The organism is Rhodanobacter sp. C03 (assembly GCF_002001175.1).
Lineage (GTDB): Bacteria > Pseudomonadota > Gammaproteobacteria > Xanthomonadales > Rhodanobacteraceae > Rhodanobacter.
In genome coordinates this window covers 823,989-840,146 of sequence record NZ_MUNT01000006.1, presented here as the reverse complement: position 1 = coordinate 840,146, position 16,158 = coordinate 823,989, and the positions used below count along the sequence as shown (strand labels likewise).

The 16,158-nt window shown below is 64.4% G+C and carries 19 protein-coding genes; 8 read left to right on the top strand and 11 right to left on the bottom strand.

Annotated features, from left to right (window positions below):
- Positions 1-6 precede the first annotated feature (6 nt).
- Positions 7-645, bottom strand: coding sequence for an endonuclease III (nth, locus tag B0E48_RS12065; protein ID WP_077518313.1), 639 nt, complete (start codon positions 643-645; stop codon positions 7-9).
- Positions 642-1,262, bottom strand: coding sequence for an RnfABCDGE type electron transport complex subunit B (locus B0E48_RS12060; protein ID WP_077518312.1), 621 nt, complete (start codon positions 1,260-1,262; stop codon positions 642-644). The genes nth and B0E48_RS12060 overlap by 4 nt, the downstream gene beginning before the upstream one ends.
- A 172-nt stretch (positions 1,263-1,434) precedes the next feature.
- Here B0E48_RS12060 and B0E48_RS12055 point away from each other — a divergent pair, with 172 nt between their 5' ends.
- Positions 1,435-2,046, top strand: coding sequence for an ATP-dependent Clp protease proteolytic subunit (locus B0E48_RS12055; protein WP_077518436.1), 612 nt, complete (start codon positions 1,435-1,437; stop codon positions 2,044-2,046).
- Positions 2,047-2,112: 66 nt separating this feature from the next.
- Here the strand turns inward: B0E48_RS12055 and metG are convergent, their stop codons facing one another.
- Both metG and B0E48_RS12045 read right to left on the bottom strand, forming a co-directional pair.
- Positions 2,113-4,236 (bottom strand): methionine--tRNA ligase, encoded by a 2,124-nt coding sequence (gene metG / locus B0E48_RS12050; RefSeq protein WP_077518311.1) that lies wholly within the window; start codon positions 4,234-4,236, stop codon positions 2,113-2,115.
- A 62-nt stretch (positions 4,237-4,298) separates the two neighbouring features.
- Complete coding sequence (locus tag B0E48_RS12045) at positions 4,299-4,841, bottom strand: metal-dependent hydrolase (RefSeq protein ID WP_077518310.1); 543 nt, start codon at positions 4,839-4,841, stop codon at positions 4,299-4,301.
- A 181-nt stretch (positions 4,842-5,022) separates the two neighbouring features.
- Here B0E48_RS12045 and B0E48_RS12040 point away from each other — a divergent pair, with 181 nt between their 5' ends.
- From B0E48_RS12040 to B0E48_RS12030, 3 genes are read left to right on the top strand one after another with little or no spacing between them, the layout of a single operon-like run.
- Positions 5,023-6,177: an MFS transporter gene (locus B0E48_RS12040; protein ID WP_077518309.1), complete on the top strand. Its 1,155-nt coding sequence runs from the start codon at positions 5,023-5,025 to the stop codon at positions 6,175-6,177.
- Between the two features lie 26 nt (positions 6,178-6,203).
- Complete coding sequence (locus B0E48_RS12035; protein ID WP_077518308.1) at positions 6,204-6,866, top strand: HAD family phosphatase; 663 nt, start codon at positions 6,204-6,206, stop codon at positions 6,864-6,866.
- On the top strand, positions 6,859-7,650 hold the full coding sequence (locus B0E48_RS12030) for a DeoR/GlpR family DNA-binding transcription regulator (RefSeq protein ID WP_077518307.1): 792 nt from the start codon (positions 6,859-6,861) through the stop codon (positions 7,648-7,650). Before B0E48_RS12035 ends, B0E48_RS12030 begins: the two co-directional genes overlap by 8 nt.
- A 95-nt stretch (positions 7,651-7,745) precedes the next feature.
- On the opposite strand, the gene B0E48_RS12025 is transcribed toward B0E48_RS12030, so the two are convergent.
- Positions 7,746-8,192, bottom strand: coding sequence for a DUF2147 domain-containing protein (locus B0E48_RS12025; protein WP_077518306.1), 447 nt, complete (start codon positions 8,190-8,192; stop codon positions 7,746-7,748).
- Between the two features lie 162 nt (positions 8,193-8,354).
- Between B0E48_RS12025 and apbC the strand changes: the two genes are divergently transcribed.
- From apbC to B0E48_RS12005, 4 genes are all read left to right on the top strand, one after another.
- Positions 8,355-9,449, top strand: coding sequence for an iron-sulfur cluster carrier protein ApbC (apbC, locus tag B0E48_RS12020; RefSeq protein WP_077518305.1), 1,095 nt, complete (start codon positions 8,355-8,357; stop codon positions 9,447-9,449).
- A complete protein-coding gene (locus B0E48_RS12015; protein WP_077518304.1) occupies positions 9,446-9,985 on the top strand; it encodes an NADPH-dependent FMN reductase in 540 nt (179 codons plus the stop codon). The genes apbC and B0E48_RS12015 overlap by 4 nt, the downstream gene beginning before the upstream one ends.
- 96 nt (positions 9,986-10,081) lie before the next feature.
- Positions 10,082-10,648, top strand: a complete 567-nt coding sequence (dcd, locus tag B0E48_RS12010) for a dCTP deaminase (RefSeq protein WP_077518303.1) — start codon at positions 10,082-10,084, stop codon at positions 10,646-10,648.
- A 97-nt stretch (positions 10,649-10,745) separates the two neighbouring features.
- Positions 10,746-11,222 (top strand): hypothetical protein, encoded by a 477-nt coding sequence (locus B0E48_RS12005; RefSeq protein ID WP_077518302.1) that lies wholly within the window; start codon positions 10,746-10,748, stop codon positions 11,220-11,222.
- A 103-nt stretch (positions 11,223-11,325) separates the two neighbouring features.
- Here B0E48_RS12005 and pcp read toward each other — a convergent pair whose 3' ends face one another.
- The 6 genes from pcp to pxpB are packed head-to-tail and all read right to left on the bottom strand — an operon-like array spanning position 11,326 to position 16,154.
- Positions 11,326-11,982, bottom strand: coding sequence for a pyroglutamyl-peptidase I (gene pcp, locus B0E48_RS12000; protein ID WP_077518301.1), 657 nt, complete (start codon positions 11,980-11,982; stop codon positions 11,326-11,328).
- Positions 11,983-11,998: 16 nt separating this feature from the next.
- Positions 11,999-12,967, bottom strand: a complete 969-nt coding sequence (locus tag B0E48_RS11995) for a DUF979 family protein (protein WP_077518300.1) — start codon at positions 12,965-12,967, stop codon at positions 11,999-12,001.
- Positions 12,968-12,969: 2 nt separating this feature from the next.
- Positions 12,970-13,665: a DUF969 domain-containing protein gene (locus B0E48_RS11990; protein WP_077518299.1), complete on the bottom strand. Its 696-nt coding sequence runs from the start codon at positions 13,663-13,665 to the stop codon at positions 12,970-12,972.
- 31 nt (positions 13,666-13,696) lie between these two features.
- Positions 13,697-14,461, bottom strand: a complete 765-nt coding sequence (locus B0E48_RS11985) for a 5-oxoprolinase subunit PxpA (RefSeq protein WP_077518298.1) — start codon at positions 14,459-14,461, stop codon at positions 13,697-13,699.
- A gap of 14 nt (positions 14,462-14,475) precedes the next feature.
- A complete protein-coding gene (locus B0E48_RS11980; RefSeq protein ID WP_077518297.1) occupies positions 14,476-15,459 on the bottom strand; it encodes a biotin-dependent carboxyltransferase family protein in 984 nt (327 codons plus the stop codon).
- Positions 15,456-16,154 (bottom strand): 5-oxoprolinase subunit PxpB, encoded by a 699-nt coding sequence (pxpB, locus tag B0E48_RS11975; protein ID WP_254423947.1) that lies wholly within the window; start codon positions 16,152-16,154, stop codon positions 15,456-15,458. Before pxpB ends, B0E48_RS11980 begins: the two co-directional genes overlap by 4 nt.
- Between the last annotated feature and the right edge of the window lie 4 nt (positions 16,155-16,158).

Here is a 16,158-nt window from a genome sequence, read left to right as displayed (position 1 = left end):
CCTGATTCAGTCGGCCAGCGTCTTGTCCTTGTACCGGCACAGGTCGCGGATCGCGCAGTGCGGGCAATCCGGCTTGCGTGCCTTGCACACGTAGCGGCCGTGCAGGATCAGCCAGTGATGGGCATCCTGCTTGAACTCGGCGGGGATCACCTTCTCCAGCTTGTCCTCGACCGCGCGCACGTCCTTGCCCGGTGCCAGCCCGGTGCGGTTGGCGACGCGGAAGATATGTGTGTCCACCGCGATGGTCGGTTCGCCGAACGCCGTGTTGAGCACCACGTTGGCGGTCTTGCGACCGACACCGGGTAATGCTTCCAGTGCTTCGCGGTCATGTGGCACCTCGCCGGCGTGCTGCTCGATCAGGAGCCGGCACAGCGCGATCACGTTCTTCGCCTTCGCATTGAACAGGCCGATCGTGCTGATGTAGCGCTTCAGGCCTTCCTCACCGAGAGCAAGAATCGCCTGCGGCGTGTTCGCTACCGGATAGAGTTTCTTCGTCGCCTTGTTCACGCCGACATCGGTGGCCTGTGCCGACAGCACCACGGCAACGAGTAGTTCGAACGGCGTGGTGTAGACGAGTTCGGTGGTCGGATGCGGGTTGAGTTCGCGCAATCGCGTGAACATGTCGATCACGTCGGCGCGCTTCACGGCTTCGGCTCCTGTTGCTTCGCCTTGGCGCGGGCCAGCGCCGCCAGCACGGGATTGATCGGGCCGGCTGTGGCGTCTACCGCCGCCTTGCGTGCGGCCAGCTCGGCTTCGCGTTGCACGCGCTGACGTTCCAGTCGAACCTCACGGCGCTGGAAATGCACGCGTGCCGCATCGGCATGTGCCGTATCGATCTGCTCGACCGGCATCGGCAACAGCACGATGCAGTCGACCGGGCAGGCTGGCACGCACAGTTCGCAGCCGGTGCAGTCGTCAGTGATCACGGTATGCATCAGCTTCGACGCACCGACGATCGCATCGACCGGGCAGGCCTGGATGCACTTGGTGCAGCCGATGCAGTCGGCCTCGATGATGCGCGCCAGCGTGCGCAGCTTCTCGACGCCATGTTCGGGATTTAGTGGCAGTAGCGGCCGTTGCAGCAGCGCGGCCAGCTTCTCGATGCCTGCCGTGCCGCCCGGCGGGCACTGGTTGATCTCGGCTTCGCCATGCGCGATCGCTTCCGCATACGGGCGGCAGCCGCGATAGCCGCACTGCTCGCACTGCGTCTGCGGCAGGATCGCGTCGATGCGGTCGGCGAGGCTGGCAACGGAATCATTCATGGAGGGATGCAACGTCATAGTGGCCCATTGTCGCGCAAACCGCCGGCGCATCCCCAGCTTGAAGTGTTGCCATTTGTCGCCATCTCGTATGAAGGAGACCATCGGCCGCAAACACGGGTCCGAATGGAAGTGCCATCATCGGTGCTTCGGCACGATCATCAAGGAACCACGCATGCATTCCATCGACCGCACCCCGGCTTCGCTCGCCAAGGAAGCCGAAACCGTAACGCCGGAAAAACGGCCGCCGCAGATCGAGGATCGCCTGTTCAAGGCGCGCACCATCCTGATCTATGGCGGCATTGACCAGAAGCTGGCCGAACGCGTTACAGCGCGCATGCTGGCGCTGCAGTACGAGAGCGACGAGCCGATCACCATCTTCATCAATAGCCAGGGTGGCCACGTCGAATCAGGCGACACCATTTACGACATGATCAAGTTCGTGAAGCCTGAAGTGCGCATCGTCGGTACCGGCTGGGTAGCCAGCGCGGGTGCCTTGATCTATGCCGCGGCCAAGCGCGAGAACCGCTTCAGCCTGCCCAATACCCGCTTCCTGCTGCACCAGCCCTCCGGTGGCGCCGGCGGTTCGGCCAGCGAGATCGAGATCCATGCACGCGAGATCATCCGCATGCGCCAACGCCTCAACGAGATCTTCGCGCGCGAGACCGGACAGACAGTGGAGCGCGTGACCAAGGACACCGAGCGCGATTACTGGATGTCCGCGGAAGCCGCCGAGGCTTACGGGTTGGTGGGCAAGATCATCGCGAATGCCAGCGAACTGGTGTGAGCTGATCTGATCGGATAAAAAAACCTCCCGCCTCGCAGCGGGAGGTTTTTTTATGGAAGGAATCGCCTATTTGACCGTTGCGCCAGCGGTCACGCCGTTGTCGGCGTCAAGCAAGAAAAGGTCGCTGCCGCCGTCGCTGGCCGACAGGATCATGCCTTCGGACACGCCAAAGCGCATCTTGCGCGGCGCCAGGTTGGCGATGAACACCACGTTGCGGCCGACCAGTTTTTCCGGTTCGCCGTAGGCGGCGCGGATGCCGGAGAAGATCTGTCGCTTGCCCAATGGGCCGGCATCCAGTTCGAAGCGCAGCAGCTTGTCGGAGCCGTCAACGAATTCGCAAGTGATGACCTTGCCGATGCGCAGGTCGAGCTTGGCGAAATCGTCGATGCCGATGATGGCCGTGCCATCGACGGCGTTACCGCTGGCGGGGGCGTTCGCAGTGCTGCTTGCTTCGCTCATGGTCTTGCCGGGTTCCTTGGATTTTTTTGCAGGCGCGGGTTTGGCTTCAGCAACGGAACCGCCAAGCGATTCCTTCGATGCTTCCACCATCGCCTCGATGCGCTTGGGGTCGATGCGGGCGAGCAAGGGCTCGAACGCGTTGACGGTGTGGCCGTGCAGTTCGCGACGGGCATCGTCGAAACTGGTGATCGGCGCAGCGAGGAATTGTTCGGCGGCGGCCACGGTGGCGGGCATCACCGGCTTGAGCAGACCAGCGAGCACGCGGAAGGCCGCCAGCGCGAACGAGCACACCTGATGCAGCGCGTCGCGCTGTGCTTCGTCCTTGGCCATCAGCCACGGCGCCTTGGCGGCGATGTGGCCGTTGACCAGATCGGCCATCAGCACGAAGCGCCGTGTGACCTCGGCGAATTCGCCGTCTTCGTACAGATGGTCGATGCCGTCGTAGTGCGAAAGCAGGGTTTGCCACAGCGCGGCTTCTTCGGCATCGAAATGGTCGGCCAGCTTGCCGTCAAAGAACTTTTGCACGAAGCCGGCGGTGCGGCTGGCGATGTTCACCCACTTGCCGACCAGGTGCGAGTTGACGCGCTCCTCGAATGCCTTGAGATCGAGATCCACATCGACCGGCGCGTCGCTGAGCATGGTGGTGAAGTAGTAACGCAGGAATTCCGGATGCAGCCCAGCGTCGAGATACGTACGTGCCTGGATGAAGGTGCCGCGCGACTTGGACATCTTCGCGCCGTTCACCGTCAGGTAACCGTTGACGTGCAACGCGGTGGGCGTACGGAACCGCGCGCCGTGCAGCATCGCCGGCCAGAACAGGCCGTGAAAGTTGATGATGTCCTTGCCGATGAAGTGGTGCATCTCGGCGGTGCTGTCGGGACCGAGGAAGTCATCGAACTTCAGGCCGGTGCGGTCGCATAGCGCCTTGAAGCTGGCCAGATATCCAACCGGCGCGTCCAGCCACACGTAGAAGAACTTGCCCGGCGCATCGGGTATAGGGAAGCCGAAGTAGGGCGCATCACGCGAGATGTCCCAGTCCTTCAGGCCACCGTCCAGCCACTCCCGCAACTTCGCCGCGACACCGCTATTCGCCACCGGCTTGCCGCCGGTGAATTTGCCGGCGAACCAGTCACGCAGCAATCCTTCGAACTTGCTCAGCTCGAAGAAGTAATGCTCCGAATCGCGCAACACAGGCGTGGCGCCCGACATCACCGAATACGGGTTGATCAGGTCGGTCGGCGCGTAGGTGGCGCCGCAGTTCTCGCAGTTGTCGCCGTATTGATCCGGCGTGCCGCAGTTCGGGCATACACCCTTGATGTAACGATCCGGCAGGAACATCTGCTTTTCGGGATCGAACAGCTGCTTGATGTTCCGTTTGGCGATATAGCCGCTGTCGCGCAGGCGCGTGTAGATCAGCGAGGCCAGCTCGCGGTTCTCGTCCGAATGCGTGGTGTGGTAGTGGTCGAAGCTGAATTGGAAATCCGCGAAGTCGGCCTCATGGCCTTGGCGGATCCCGGCGATGAACGCCTCTGGCGTCATGCCGGCCTTTTCGGCGGCCAGCATGATCGGCGTGCCGTGGGCATCGTCAGCAGCAACGAAATGCACTTCGTTGCCCATCATCCGCTGCGCGCGCACCCAGATATCCGTCTGGATATAGCCAAGCATATGGCCCAGATGCAGCGGGCCATTGGCATAGGGCAAAGCGTGGGTGACGAGCAGACGACGACTCATGGCAGACAGGCACTCCGGAATGACTGCGCATTATTGCATGCGGGCCTGCGGCTGGCCGTATCTCAGGGCTTGCGCGGGGCGGCATCCCATCGACGCCGCAGCAGGTATAGCGGCAATGCGAGCAGGGCGGCAGGGAGCCAGACCCAGACCATCTCGGACTGGATCACCTGCCAGCCACGCATGCTGAAGAACCGTGCGCCAATCGGCGAGACCTCGATTGGACGCCATGGAAAAAAGAACCGGTGCTGATCGAGCGGCCGCGCCAAGTCAACTCCGAGCCCGCCATCGGTAAGCGCATCCAGCAAGGGGTGCGATACGGCCAACAGGCCGACGAACGTCGCAGCTCGCCAAGCTGATGTCTGTAGCGGTTTGTGTAGCGTCGCCGCGAGTAGGGCAGGCAACAAGGCGAAGGCGACGGAATGGCAGGCACCGCGATGACCGAACGCATCGGCATAGGCAATGCCCAGTTTGAAGCCCAGCACATCGGCATCCGGCAGCATCGCGGCAATCGCTCCAGCTGCCAGCAAGGGGCGGCTGATACGGCGGTGTCCGGCGGCGGCACCGAACAACAGAGGCACGACGGCATGGCTGATGATGGTTGGCATGGGTTGTCGACCTGTTTGGCTCGGTTACGTGAGAGTTGAGCGTGAGGAGCGAGCATGGATCGAGATGGAGTGGCTGTCATGGCGGATTCGGGGCGGAATGCGGACCTGTCATTTGCACGATTTAACTTGGTTATGTACATTTGTGCATGATTTATATGCATGGACCGGAACATTGAATGTGATGAGTGAGGCGCTATCGACAGGGCGGGAAGGGCTCGGGGCAGCTACCCGCGCCACCCGCCTGATCTTTCTGGTGTCCGGCATCGGCATGGCCAGCTGGGCGCCGATGGTGCCGTATGCCAAGGCGCGGCTGGGTCTGGACGATGCGGGTCTTGGCCTGGTGCTGCTGGCCTTCGGTGGTGGCTCGATGCTGTCGATGCCGCTGGTCGGCTTGCTGACCCATCGTTATGGCAACCGCAAAGTGATCAGCGTGGCCGGGCTGCTGCTATGCGTGGCGATTCCGCTGCTCGCGATCGTGCCGAACGTGCTGACGCTGACGTTGGCACTGCTGTACTTCGGCGCGATGCTGGGTGCGGTAGATGTGGCGATGAATGCGCATGCAGTCGAGGTGGAGCGGCGTGATGGTCGCGCGTTGATGTCGGGTTTTCATGGGCTTTTCAGCATCGGTGGCCTCGCTGGTGCCGCGATCATGAGTGCATTGCTGGCGTTGGGCCTGCCACTGTGGACCGGCGCTATGGCGATCGCGCTGTTGCTGGCGCTGATCGTGCTCAGCCAGCGCGGCAGCCTGTTTTCAAGCGTGGACGATGCAGCCGAACGGGCTGCAGTATTCCGTTTGCCGCGCGGGCTGGTGTTGCTGCTCGGCGTGCTGTGCTTCGTCAGTTTCCTGGCCGAGGGTTCGATGCTCGACTGGAGTGCCGTGTTGCTGCGCGACTTCCGCGGTTTCTCCGCGGCATCCGCCGGCATCGGCTACGCATGTTTCTCGGTGGCGATGGCGGCCGGCCGGCTTGCCGGCGACCGGGTTGTCGGTCGACTGGGTCCGGTGTGGACGGTGCGCGTCGGTGCCAGTACAGCAGCGGTCGGATTCCTGCTGGCGGCAATGGCGCCGTGGCCATCGGTTTCGCTGTTCGGCTTCGTGTTGATTGGCCTGGGCGCATCGAACATCGTGCCGGTGATGTTCAGTGCAGCGGGGCGCCTGCCGGGCAATCCGCCGGCCATTTCCATCGCCACGGTGACCACGCTGGGCTATGCCGGCCTGCTCAGTGGCCCGGCACTGATCGGTTTCCTGGCCCATGCCAGCAACCTGCCGGTAGCGCTGGCCGTGGTCGCGGGCATGCTGGTGCTGGTGGCAGCCTCGGCGCGGATCGTGCGGCGTTGAATGACATGCATAACGAGGATGATGAAATGAGCGAACGAGGAACGGGGCATGCGGCAGTGGACACGGTGATCTTCGATCTCGGCGGCGTCCTGATCGACTGGAATCCGCGCTATCTGTATCGCCAGTTGTTCGATGACGAGCAGGCGATGGAGCTGTTCCTGGCCGAGGTGTGCAATTCGCCGTGGAACGAGCAGCAGGATGCCGGGCGTCCGTGGGACGAGGCCATCCGGCTGTGTAGCGAGGAATTCCCCGAACACGCCGCGTTGATCGCCGCCTACCGCACACGCTGGGACGAGATGCTGCGCGGCCCGCTGCACGACAGCCTGGCGATACTTCATGAGCTGCGCGCGCGCGGCATGCGCCTGTACGCCTTGACCAACTGGTCGCAGGAGACCTTTCCGCTGGCCTTCGAGCGCTATCCGTTCCTGCAGGTATTCGAGGGCATCGTGGTATCCGGGGCGGAGCGGATGATCAAGCCCGATCCGGCGATCTTCCACGTGCTGTTGAACCGTTACGGTGTTCAAGCGGAACGCGCAGTCTTTATCGACGATGCTCCGCGCAATGTGGCTGCGGCGGCGAAGCTCGGCATGCATGCGCTGCATTTTCGTGATGCCGCGACATTGCGCGCCGAACTGGTTGCGCTGGGCTTGCTCGACGCCGCATCGTCGGAGGTGCGTGAGCATGGCTAAGGTGAATCCGGGCGAGATGCTGCCGCAGGAGCGCCAGCAATGGATACTCGATCGACTGCGTCAGCGCGGTCGCGTGGTGGCGCTGGAGCTGGCGACGGAATTCGCAGTGTCCGAGGATTCGGTCCGGCGCGATCTGCGCGAGCTGGCCGCACAAGGTTTGTGCAAGCGTGTATACGGTGGCGCGCTGCCGTTGTCCGCCGCCGTGGCGCCGCTCAAGCAGCGGCGCCACGAGCATGCCGGTCGCAAGCTGGCATTGGCGCGCAAGGCGGTGACCCTGGTGCGGCAGGGGCAGGTACTGCTGATCGATGCCGGTTCGACCAATGCGGCGATCGCCGTTGCGTTGCCGCAGGATTTAGGGCTGACCGTGGTGACCAATGCACCGGATATCGCACAGATCCTGCTGGAGCGCGAAGGCTTCGAAATTTTGCTGATCGGTGGCCGGGTCGATGTACGGATTGGTGCTGCCATCGGCGCACAGGCGGTGCAGGAGATTCAGCGCGTACGTGCCGATCTGTGCTTTCCCGGCGCCTGCGCGGTTGATGCTATCGGAGGGCTATGGGGTTTTGACAGCGAGGAAGTCCTGCTGAAGCGGGCGATGGTCGAGGCCAGCGGCGAGACGGTCGTCGTTGCTACCAGCGACAAGCTCGGCACCGTGGCGACGCATCGGGTGGCCGGTATCGAGGAAGTGCAGCATCTGGTGGTCGAACACGATGTTGGTCGTGCGCTGCGCGCAAGCTTCAGCTCGCACTGTCTGGTGGTGCATCGGGCCGACGCTGCAGCATGAGTCCGCCGGGCTCGATCGCGGCTCATGAAAAACCCCATGCAGGATGTGCCGGCATGGGGTTCGGTACGACACGGACAGAGTCGTCGGCGCAGTGCTTATTGCTGGCGCTCCCACACCTGGCTGCGGCCGAGCAGGGAGAACCCGATGTAGCCGTGCACGTCGAGCTTCTGCCCATCATCCGTGACGGTGAGCTTGACCTTGTAGGTCTTGCCGTTGTTCGGGTCGAGGATCTTGCCGCCATCCCACACGTCGTCGTCCTTGCTGACGCCCCACATGATCGTCATGCCTTCGACGGGCTGGTTCTTGCGTGAGCCATCGCACTTGCTGCAGACCGGATGCGGGCCATCATCGGACTGCAGCACCTGCAGCACCTTGGCCTGCAGCTCGCCGTTGGTCTCGGTGATCTGCACGATCGATTTCGGCTTGTGGGTCGCGTCATCGATGGTTTTCCAGGTGCCGACCGGCGTGTCGTTGGCGGCGTAAACGGCACCCGCTCCAAGCAGCAGAGCAGCGGCAATGGCAAGGCGAACAGCGTGCTTCATGGTGATCCTCCCGTACGAAAGCGTATGGTCTGGAGCGTGCCGGGGCCGGTTCGGAGCGTCAAGCTGCATTGCGCCATGCGTTGCGCGAGGGCTGATCCAAGTCAGCCGGTGTCGTGATGCGGGCTGGCATAATGGACAGTCCCCCTCATCATTCGAGTCCCCATGACACAGGCGAACGAAGCCCTGGTGCGCCGCATTCTCGGCGAGCTGATCGACTCCCATACTGGCGCGCCGCTGGCCGAGGCTGTGCGCGCGGTCGGTGTCGACGGTGCGCGTGTATCGGTGGATATCCAGCTGGGTTATCCGGCCGCCGGAGCGATCGCCAGCATGACTGGTCGGGTGCGCCAGGCACTGGAGAGCGACCCGGCGATCGAATCGGCGGCCGTCTCGATCAGCAGCCGCGTCCACGTGCACAAGGTGCAGGGCACGCTGGGGCCGCTGCCGAACGTGAAGAACATCATCGTGGTGGCATCCGGCAAGGGCGGCGTGGGCAAGTCCACGGTGTCGGCGAACCTGGCGCTGGCGCTGCAGGCCGAGGGCGCGAAGGTTGGTGTGCTGGATGCCGACATCTATGGTCCCAGTCAGCCGACCATGCTGGGCGTGCATGGCAAGCCGGAGTCGCCGGATGGCAAGAGCATCATTCCGATGCAGGCGCATGGCATGCCGGTGATGTCGATCGGCTTTCTGGTGGAAGCGGATACGCCGATGATCTGGCGCGGCCCGATGGTGACGCAGGCGATGATGCAGCTGCTCACCGACACGCGCTGGGAGCAACTGGATTATCTGATCGTCGACTTGCCGCCAGGCACCGGGGACATCCAGCTCACGCTGTCGCAGAAGGTGCCGGTGGCCGGCGCGGTGATCGTCACCACGCCGCAGGACATCGCCTTGCTGGATGCGCGCAAGGCGCTGAAGATGTTTGAGAAGGTCGAGGTGCCGGTGCTTGGCGTGGTGGAGAACATGGCCACGCATGTCTGCTCCAGTTGCGGCCACGAGGAGCACATCTTCGGCGAAGGCGGTGGCGAGCGGATGTCGACGCAGTATGGGGTGCCTTACCTGGGTTCGCTGCCGCTGGATATCCGCATCCGCGAGCAGGCCGACGGTGGCACACCCACGGTGGTGGCGATGCCGGATTCCGATCTGACGGCCCGTTACCGCGAGATTGCGCGCAATGCGGCTGGCCGTTTGTCGCGCCAGCCACGCAACAAGTCGCTGGGGCTGGGCAAGATCGTGGTGCAGGGCGCGCCCGCTGCATGATGCGACGACGCGTGTTGTGCCTGTCGGGCAGTTTGCGCCGGATCTCGGCGAATACGGCGGTGCTGCAGGCGGCACAACAACTGGCGCCGGACGCGCTCGAACTCGAACTGTATGGCGGTCTCGGCGGCTTGCCGCTGTTCAACCCGGACGATGAAGTCGAGCCGTTGCCGGCTTCGGTGCAGGCGTTGCGCAGCGCGATCGGTCGCAGCGACGCGTTGCTGATCGCCTGTCCCGAGTACGCGCACGGCGTGCCCGGTACGTTCAAGAATCTGCTCGACTGGCTGGTCGGCAGCCTGGAGTTTCCAGGCAAGCTGGTGGCGCTGCTGAATACCTCTGGCCGTGGTTCGTCTCATGCGCAGGCCGCTTTGCGCGAAATTCTCGGCACCATGTCTGCGCAATTGCTGGAGTCAGCCTGCATGACGGTGCCATTGTCGGGCGCCGGCTGTGAGGTTGGGGCGATTCTGGGCAACGAGGCGCGCTGCGCCGAATTGCGTGGTGTTCTGGCGGCGCTTGCCACGGAACTGTCCGCCACGTGATGCCTTGAACAGGTTACGCGACCCGTGCCGTGGTATTTTGCGCATCTTTGGCCGGGCTCCTGTCCTGCCGCAGCCCGATTCGAGACTGGAGATCGCGTGAGCATCAAATCCGACAAGTGGATCCGTCGCATGGCCGAGAGTCACGGCATGATCGAGCCGTTCGAGGCTGGCCAGGTCAAGCTCCGCGATGGCCAGAAACTGGTCTCCTACGGCACCTCCAGCTACGGCTACGACGTGCGCTGCGCACGCGAGTTCAAGATCTTCACCAACATCAACTCGACCATCGTCGATCCGAAGGCGTTCGACCCGTCGAGCTTCGTCGATGTCGAAGCGGACGTCTGCATCATCCCGCCGAACTCGTTCGCGCTGGCACGCACGGTCGAGTACTTCCGCATCCCGCGCAAGGTGTTGACGATCTGTCTCGGCAAGAGCACCTACGCGCGCTGCGGCATCATCGTCAACGTGACGCCGCTGGAACCGGAATGGGAAGGCCACGTGACGCTGGAGTTCTCCAACACCACGCCGCTGCCCGCAAAAATCTACGCCAACGAAGGTGTGGCGCAGATGCTGTTCCTCGAATCCGACGAAGAATGCGAGACCAGCTACAAGGATCGCGGCGGCAAATACCAGGGCCAGCAGGGCGTTACCCTGCCGCGTACCTGAGCGCGCGCCTGAACGATGTGTCCGGGCCGCGCTCCGATTGCCGCGAGCCGGCGTTACACTCCACCTGATTGAATCGATTGACCTCCAGGAGACCTGCATGATTCGTTTTTCCACATGGCTGACGCGCGCCACCGCCGCGATCATGCTGGGCAGCACGTTGCTGCTTGCCGGTTGCCATTTTGGTGGCACCAAGGGGGTCACCACGGCCTCGATGCAGGGGCAGTTCGACGCGACCATCCAGGCCTACAAGGAAGGCCAGTTCGTGGTTGATGGTGCCGTGCTGTCGGCGGTCGATCTGGGCAGCCATTTCGCCTACCTGAAGGATCAGGGCAAGTTGCCCAAGACCGTGCTGCTGCAGAACGGCGATGATTCGAAGATCCGCAAGATTCACCTGCAGTACCTGGCGCGTTTGCAGCTCGATTACGGCTTCCACGCGTACTACGACGACAAGGGCACGTTGACCGAAATCAACCCGCAGGACATGAAGGCACGTGCACTGCAGGATCACCACGAGCGCGCTCCGACAGCGGCCCCGGCGCCGCAGGATCATACCGGCGGCGGCAGTCAGTACTGATTGCGGCAGCACCGGACGCAGGTACTTTCCATCGAAAGCCCGCGGAGCAATCCGCGGGCTTTTTCGTGAGTGACAAATACCGGCGCTATCGGTATCGGGGCGCTCAGTCGAGCGTGCCAGCACCGAGCTTGCGATCAACCGGTGTGGTGACTGCCGTGCGCAACGCGATCTCCAGACCATGCACCACGTCGTCCAGCGCCATGCTGGCGGCCCCATGTCGCGCCACCGTCTGCTCCGGCAGGTACGGGATATGGATGAAGCCGGCGCGCGCACCGCGTTTCCTGGCAGCCAGATGCAGCATGGCGTAGGCGATGTGGTTGCACACGTAGGTGCCGGCGCTGTTCGATATCTCGGCCGGCAGGCCCTGCGCATGCAGTGCAGCCAGCATCGCCTTGATCGGCAGCGTGCTGAAGTACGCAGCAGGTGCACTGGCGATCACGGGCTCGTCGATCGGCTGTGCGCTGGCGTTGTCGGGAATGCGTGCATCCTGCAGGTTGATCGCCACCCGCTCGATCGACAGCTGCGCGCGGCCGCCGGCCTGACCGACGCCAAGCAGGATCACAGGAGTCAGTTCGCGTACCGCCGCCTTGAGCATGCGCAGCGAACCGGCAAACTCCGTCGGCAATTGCAGCGAGACGATCCGGTGGCCGCCGATGCGCTTGCCGTGCAGCGCACGCACGGCCTCCCATGACGGGTTGATGCTTTCGCCGCCGAACGGATCGAAACCGGTCAGCAGGATGCGTGGTAGGGCTGCGCTCATATGTACCTCATCGAATTCAGCGAAATACCAGCAGCCACATCAACATGAAGGTGATGGCAAGAATCCACAAGGCGCTCCCTACCTGCGCGCGGATCACCCCGTACGGATTGCGCAGTTCCAGCAGTGCCGCCGGCACCAGGTTGAAGTCGGCGGCCATCGGCGTCAGCAGGGTGCCGCAGTAGCCGCACAGCATGCCCATCGAGCCGAGAATCGCCGGGTGCGCGCCATGCTGATGGATCAGTAGTGGCAGTCCGATGCCGGCCATCATCACCGGAAACGCCGTGAACGCATTGCCCATGATCACGGTGAACAGCACCATGCCGAGTGCGAAGGCGAGCAGGCAGGCAAAGGCACTCCCGGTCGGCAGGAAGGTGCCGGCCAGTGCGGCGATCGCCGCGCCCACGCCGCTTTGCGTGAACACCTCGCCCAGCGCCGCCAGCAACAGCGGCAGCAGTGTCGCCCAGCCGATCGCGTCAAGCAGACGCCGACCTTCGGCCACGCCGTCGTGCACCGGTGCCTGCGCCACTTGCGATGCTGCGAACAGCGCGACCAGGCAGGCCAGCGCCAGCCCGGTCAGGGTCATCTGCGCTGTGGCGAATACGGCATGCCCAGCAATGAAAAGATGCGCGCCGAACAACGCCACCAGCAAGGTCACCAGCGGAATCAGCAGGGCGGGCACGAACAATTTGTGACCGAGCCGGATCGCCGACTGCAGACGCTGCTCGGCGCTATTGCCTTCGACATGCGCGTGGCGACGCAGCCGTGGCGCCAGCAGCGCCAGCGCGATCACCCCGGCACCGGCGATCTGCGCCGGCAACACATGACCTGCGGCCTGTTGCGCCAATACGTAATCGCCGCTGCCGAACAGCGTGCCGAGCACCAGCCAGAATGCTGCGTGCCAGCCGTGCCGCTCGCCCAGATTGCGCAGGCCGGTGTAGAGCAGAAAGGCGGCGATCAGCCAGTAGGCGTATTCGATGCGCAGCATGCTCAGCCTGCCGATTCGGCGCGTGCGTCGGCGGCACGGCGCTGCAGCCGGCGCTGATACAGCCACACGCGCACGGACTGGATGATGAAGGCTGCGATCGCCGTGGGTAATGCCCACAGTGCGATCGACAACGGGGTCAGCTCGATGCCGTGCTGTACATAGAAGGCCTGAATCAACAGCACTCCGCCCACGGCAACAAACACGTCCTCACCGAAGAAGCGGCCGATGTTGTCGGTGGCGGCAGCCACGGCACGCAGCTCGTCGCGGTCGGCATCGTCCAGTGTGGGCAGGATATTTTCCACCGCCGCTTCACCCATCGGCGCGAGCAGCGGGCGCACTGTCTGCGCGGGGCCCGCTACGCCAGTGAGGCCGACCATTGCCAGCAATTGGCGCAGCAGCAGGTAGCCGATCAGCAGTCGCGCCAGGGTCAGTCCGTGCAGGCGACCTATCCAGCGTTGCGCGTGCTCGCGCAATCCGGCACGTTCCAGCAGGCCGTTCACCGGCAGGGTCAGCACGAAGATCAGCAGCATGCGGCTGGACACGAAGCTCTTGCCGAGCAGGGCGAGCAGAGCAGGTACCGTGAGGCCGGCCAGCAGGGCGCTGCTGATCGCCGCAGTAACCACCACCAGTACCGGATTGAAGCGCAGCAGAAAGCCGACCACGATCACCGCGACGCCGAGCAGGGGCCAGTAATTCATGAGCGGTCACCGCTGCGCCGTGGGGAGGACATCATGCGGCGCCCGGTGCGGCGATCCGCAGACCGGCCGTTTCAAGTTCGCTGCGCAGCTTGCGCGCCAGCTGCACGGCATGCGCGCCATCGCCGTGCAGGCACAGCGTATCGGCATGCAGCTGTACGCGTTGGCCATCCAGCGTGTGCACCACGCCGTCGCGGGCAATGCCTAGTGCCTGTGCTAACGCCTGATCCATATCCTCGATCACCGCACCGACTTCGCGGCGCGGCTGCAACGAGCCGTCGGCGCGATAGCGGCGGTCGACGAAGGCTTCGGCGGCGACCGCCAGACCGAGCGCCTGGCCAGCCTCGACCAGGGCCGAGTCGGCCAGCCCGAACAGCCGCAGCTGCGGATCGAAGTCCCGCACGGCATGGGCGATCGCGTTGGCGAGCACCGCATCGCGCGCGGCCATGTTGTACAGCGCACCGTGCGGTTTGACGTGGGTCAACCGAGTGCCGGCCGCGCAGGTGAACGCGTGCAGGGCACCGATCTGGTACAGCGTCAGCGCGTGCGCCTCGGCGGGTGTGACGCTGATCTCGCGGCGGCCGAAACCCTGCAGGTCGGGCAGCGAGACGTGCGCGCCGATCGCCACGCCGTGCGCCACCGCCCGCGCCACCGTGTGGCGCATGATCTCCGGATCGCCGGCATGGAAGCCGCAGGCGATATTGGCCGAACTGAGCAGGGCTAGCAGCGCGTCGTCGTCGCCCATGTGCCAGGCGCCGAACGATTCGCCGAGGTCACCGTTGAGGTCGATGCGGTTCATGCGGGTTGACTCAATCACGTGTGTTCCAGTCGTTGTGCGATCGTGCCGAGCAGGCGTGCCAGCCGCTGCCGATGTGCGGCCAGCCGCGTCAACGCCTCGTCCAGTGTGGTCTCGTGGAAGCATACGGTATCGCCCGGGCGCCGTTGCGCCAGTCGTGGCAGGTCCACCATGGCGATCTGGCCGATCCGCGGGTAGCCGCCGGTCACCGGTGCTTCGGCCAGCAGGGCGATCGGCTGACCGGACGGTGGCAGTTGCACGGTGCCGGGAAGTGCCGCCTCCGAGATCAGCTCCAGCGGAGTCTGTAGTTGCAGCGTATGGCCGTCCAGGCGGCTGGCAGTGCGGTTGCTGTCCTTGCTCAGGGAAAATTTTCCATCGAACAGTAGCCGTTGTGACGCTGCATCCAGTTGCGCCCAGTGACTGCCGCGCAACAGCGCCAGCGGTCGCTGGGCGAAATCGAACCAGGGTTGCGGGTCGAGGCTCCAGCCGAGCGGCTGCACCTCGCCGCCAGCGGCTGAACCGGCTAAGGGGGCGGTAGTGCCAACCGGCAGCACGTCGCCGGCGCGTAGCGCGCGGCCGTGTGCGTAACCGATGTGCGCATGCAGGTCACTGCTACGGCTGCCAAGCAGGGCCGGTACGTCGAAGCCACCGCGCACGGCGAGATAGCTGCGGCAGCCGCTGGCGATGCCGCCCAGGTGCAGTACGCTGCCGGCGGCCAAGTGGCAGGTGGTCCACATCGGCACGCTGTGCTCACCGACGTGGGCTGCGATCGGTGCGCCAGTCAGCGCAATCACTGCCGCTTGTTCGAAGCGCAAGCTGGAGCCGGTCAGGGTGCATTCGATCGCGGCCTCGCCGCCGACATTGCCGACCAGCGCGTTGGCCAGCTGCCACGCGGGCGGATCCATCGCGCCGGCACGCCCCACGCCGAGCGCGGCATGGCCGGGGCGTCCGGCGTCCTGCAGGCTGCTCAGCAAGCCCGGCTTGATGACGGTGACGTTCATGCCGGGTTGGCCGCTGCCAGGTCGCGGAACTGGTCTTCGTCGATCGCCTCAAAGCGCACGCGATCGCCTGGAGTGAACAACGATGGCGTGTTTGCCGTGATATCGAACAATAGCAACGGCGTGCATCCGATCAGTTGCCAGCCGCCGGGCAGCGTCTCCGGATAGATGCCGGTCTGGCTGCCGCCGATCGCCACGCTGCCAGCCGGCACGCGTTGGCGCGGGTCTGTGCGGCGCGGTACCGCCAGTTGGGGATCCAGCCCGAGCAGGTAGGGAAACCCTGGCGCGAAGCCGAGCATTGCCACTCGGTAGCTGGCGGCAGTGTGGCGATCGATCACCGCGTCCGCATCGAGCCGACAGTGGGCAGCAACCTCGGCCAGATCCGGGCCGTGCTCGCCGCCGTAGCAGACCGGGATCACCAGCTCATGTGGTGCGGCGGTGACCAAACTCGGTTCTTCCAGTGCTGCGCAGGCGGCCGCCTGCACCTGCCGATGCGGGTCGCCGCCGGACCAATGCTGCGGGTCGAAACGCAACAGCACGCTGGCATACGCCGGCACACATTCCACTTGCGGCAAGCGCTGACGCAGACAGGCTGTTGCGGCCTGCACACATGCATTGAGTTCGATGTCGATGCGCTCGCCAAAACGCAGCAGCAGTGCATCGTCGGCCAGCGCTTCGAACTGGATGGCCGGCGGCATCGCA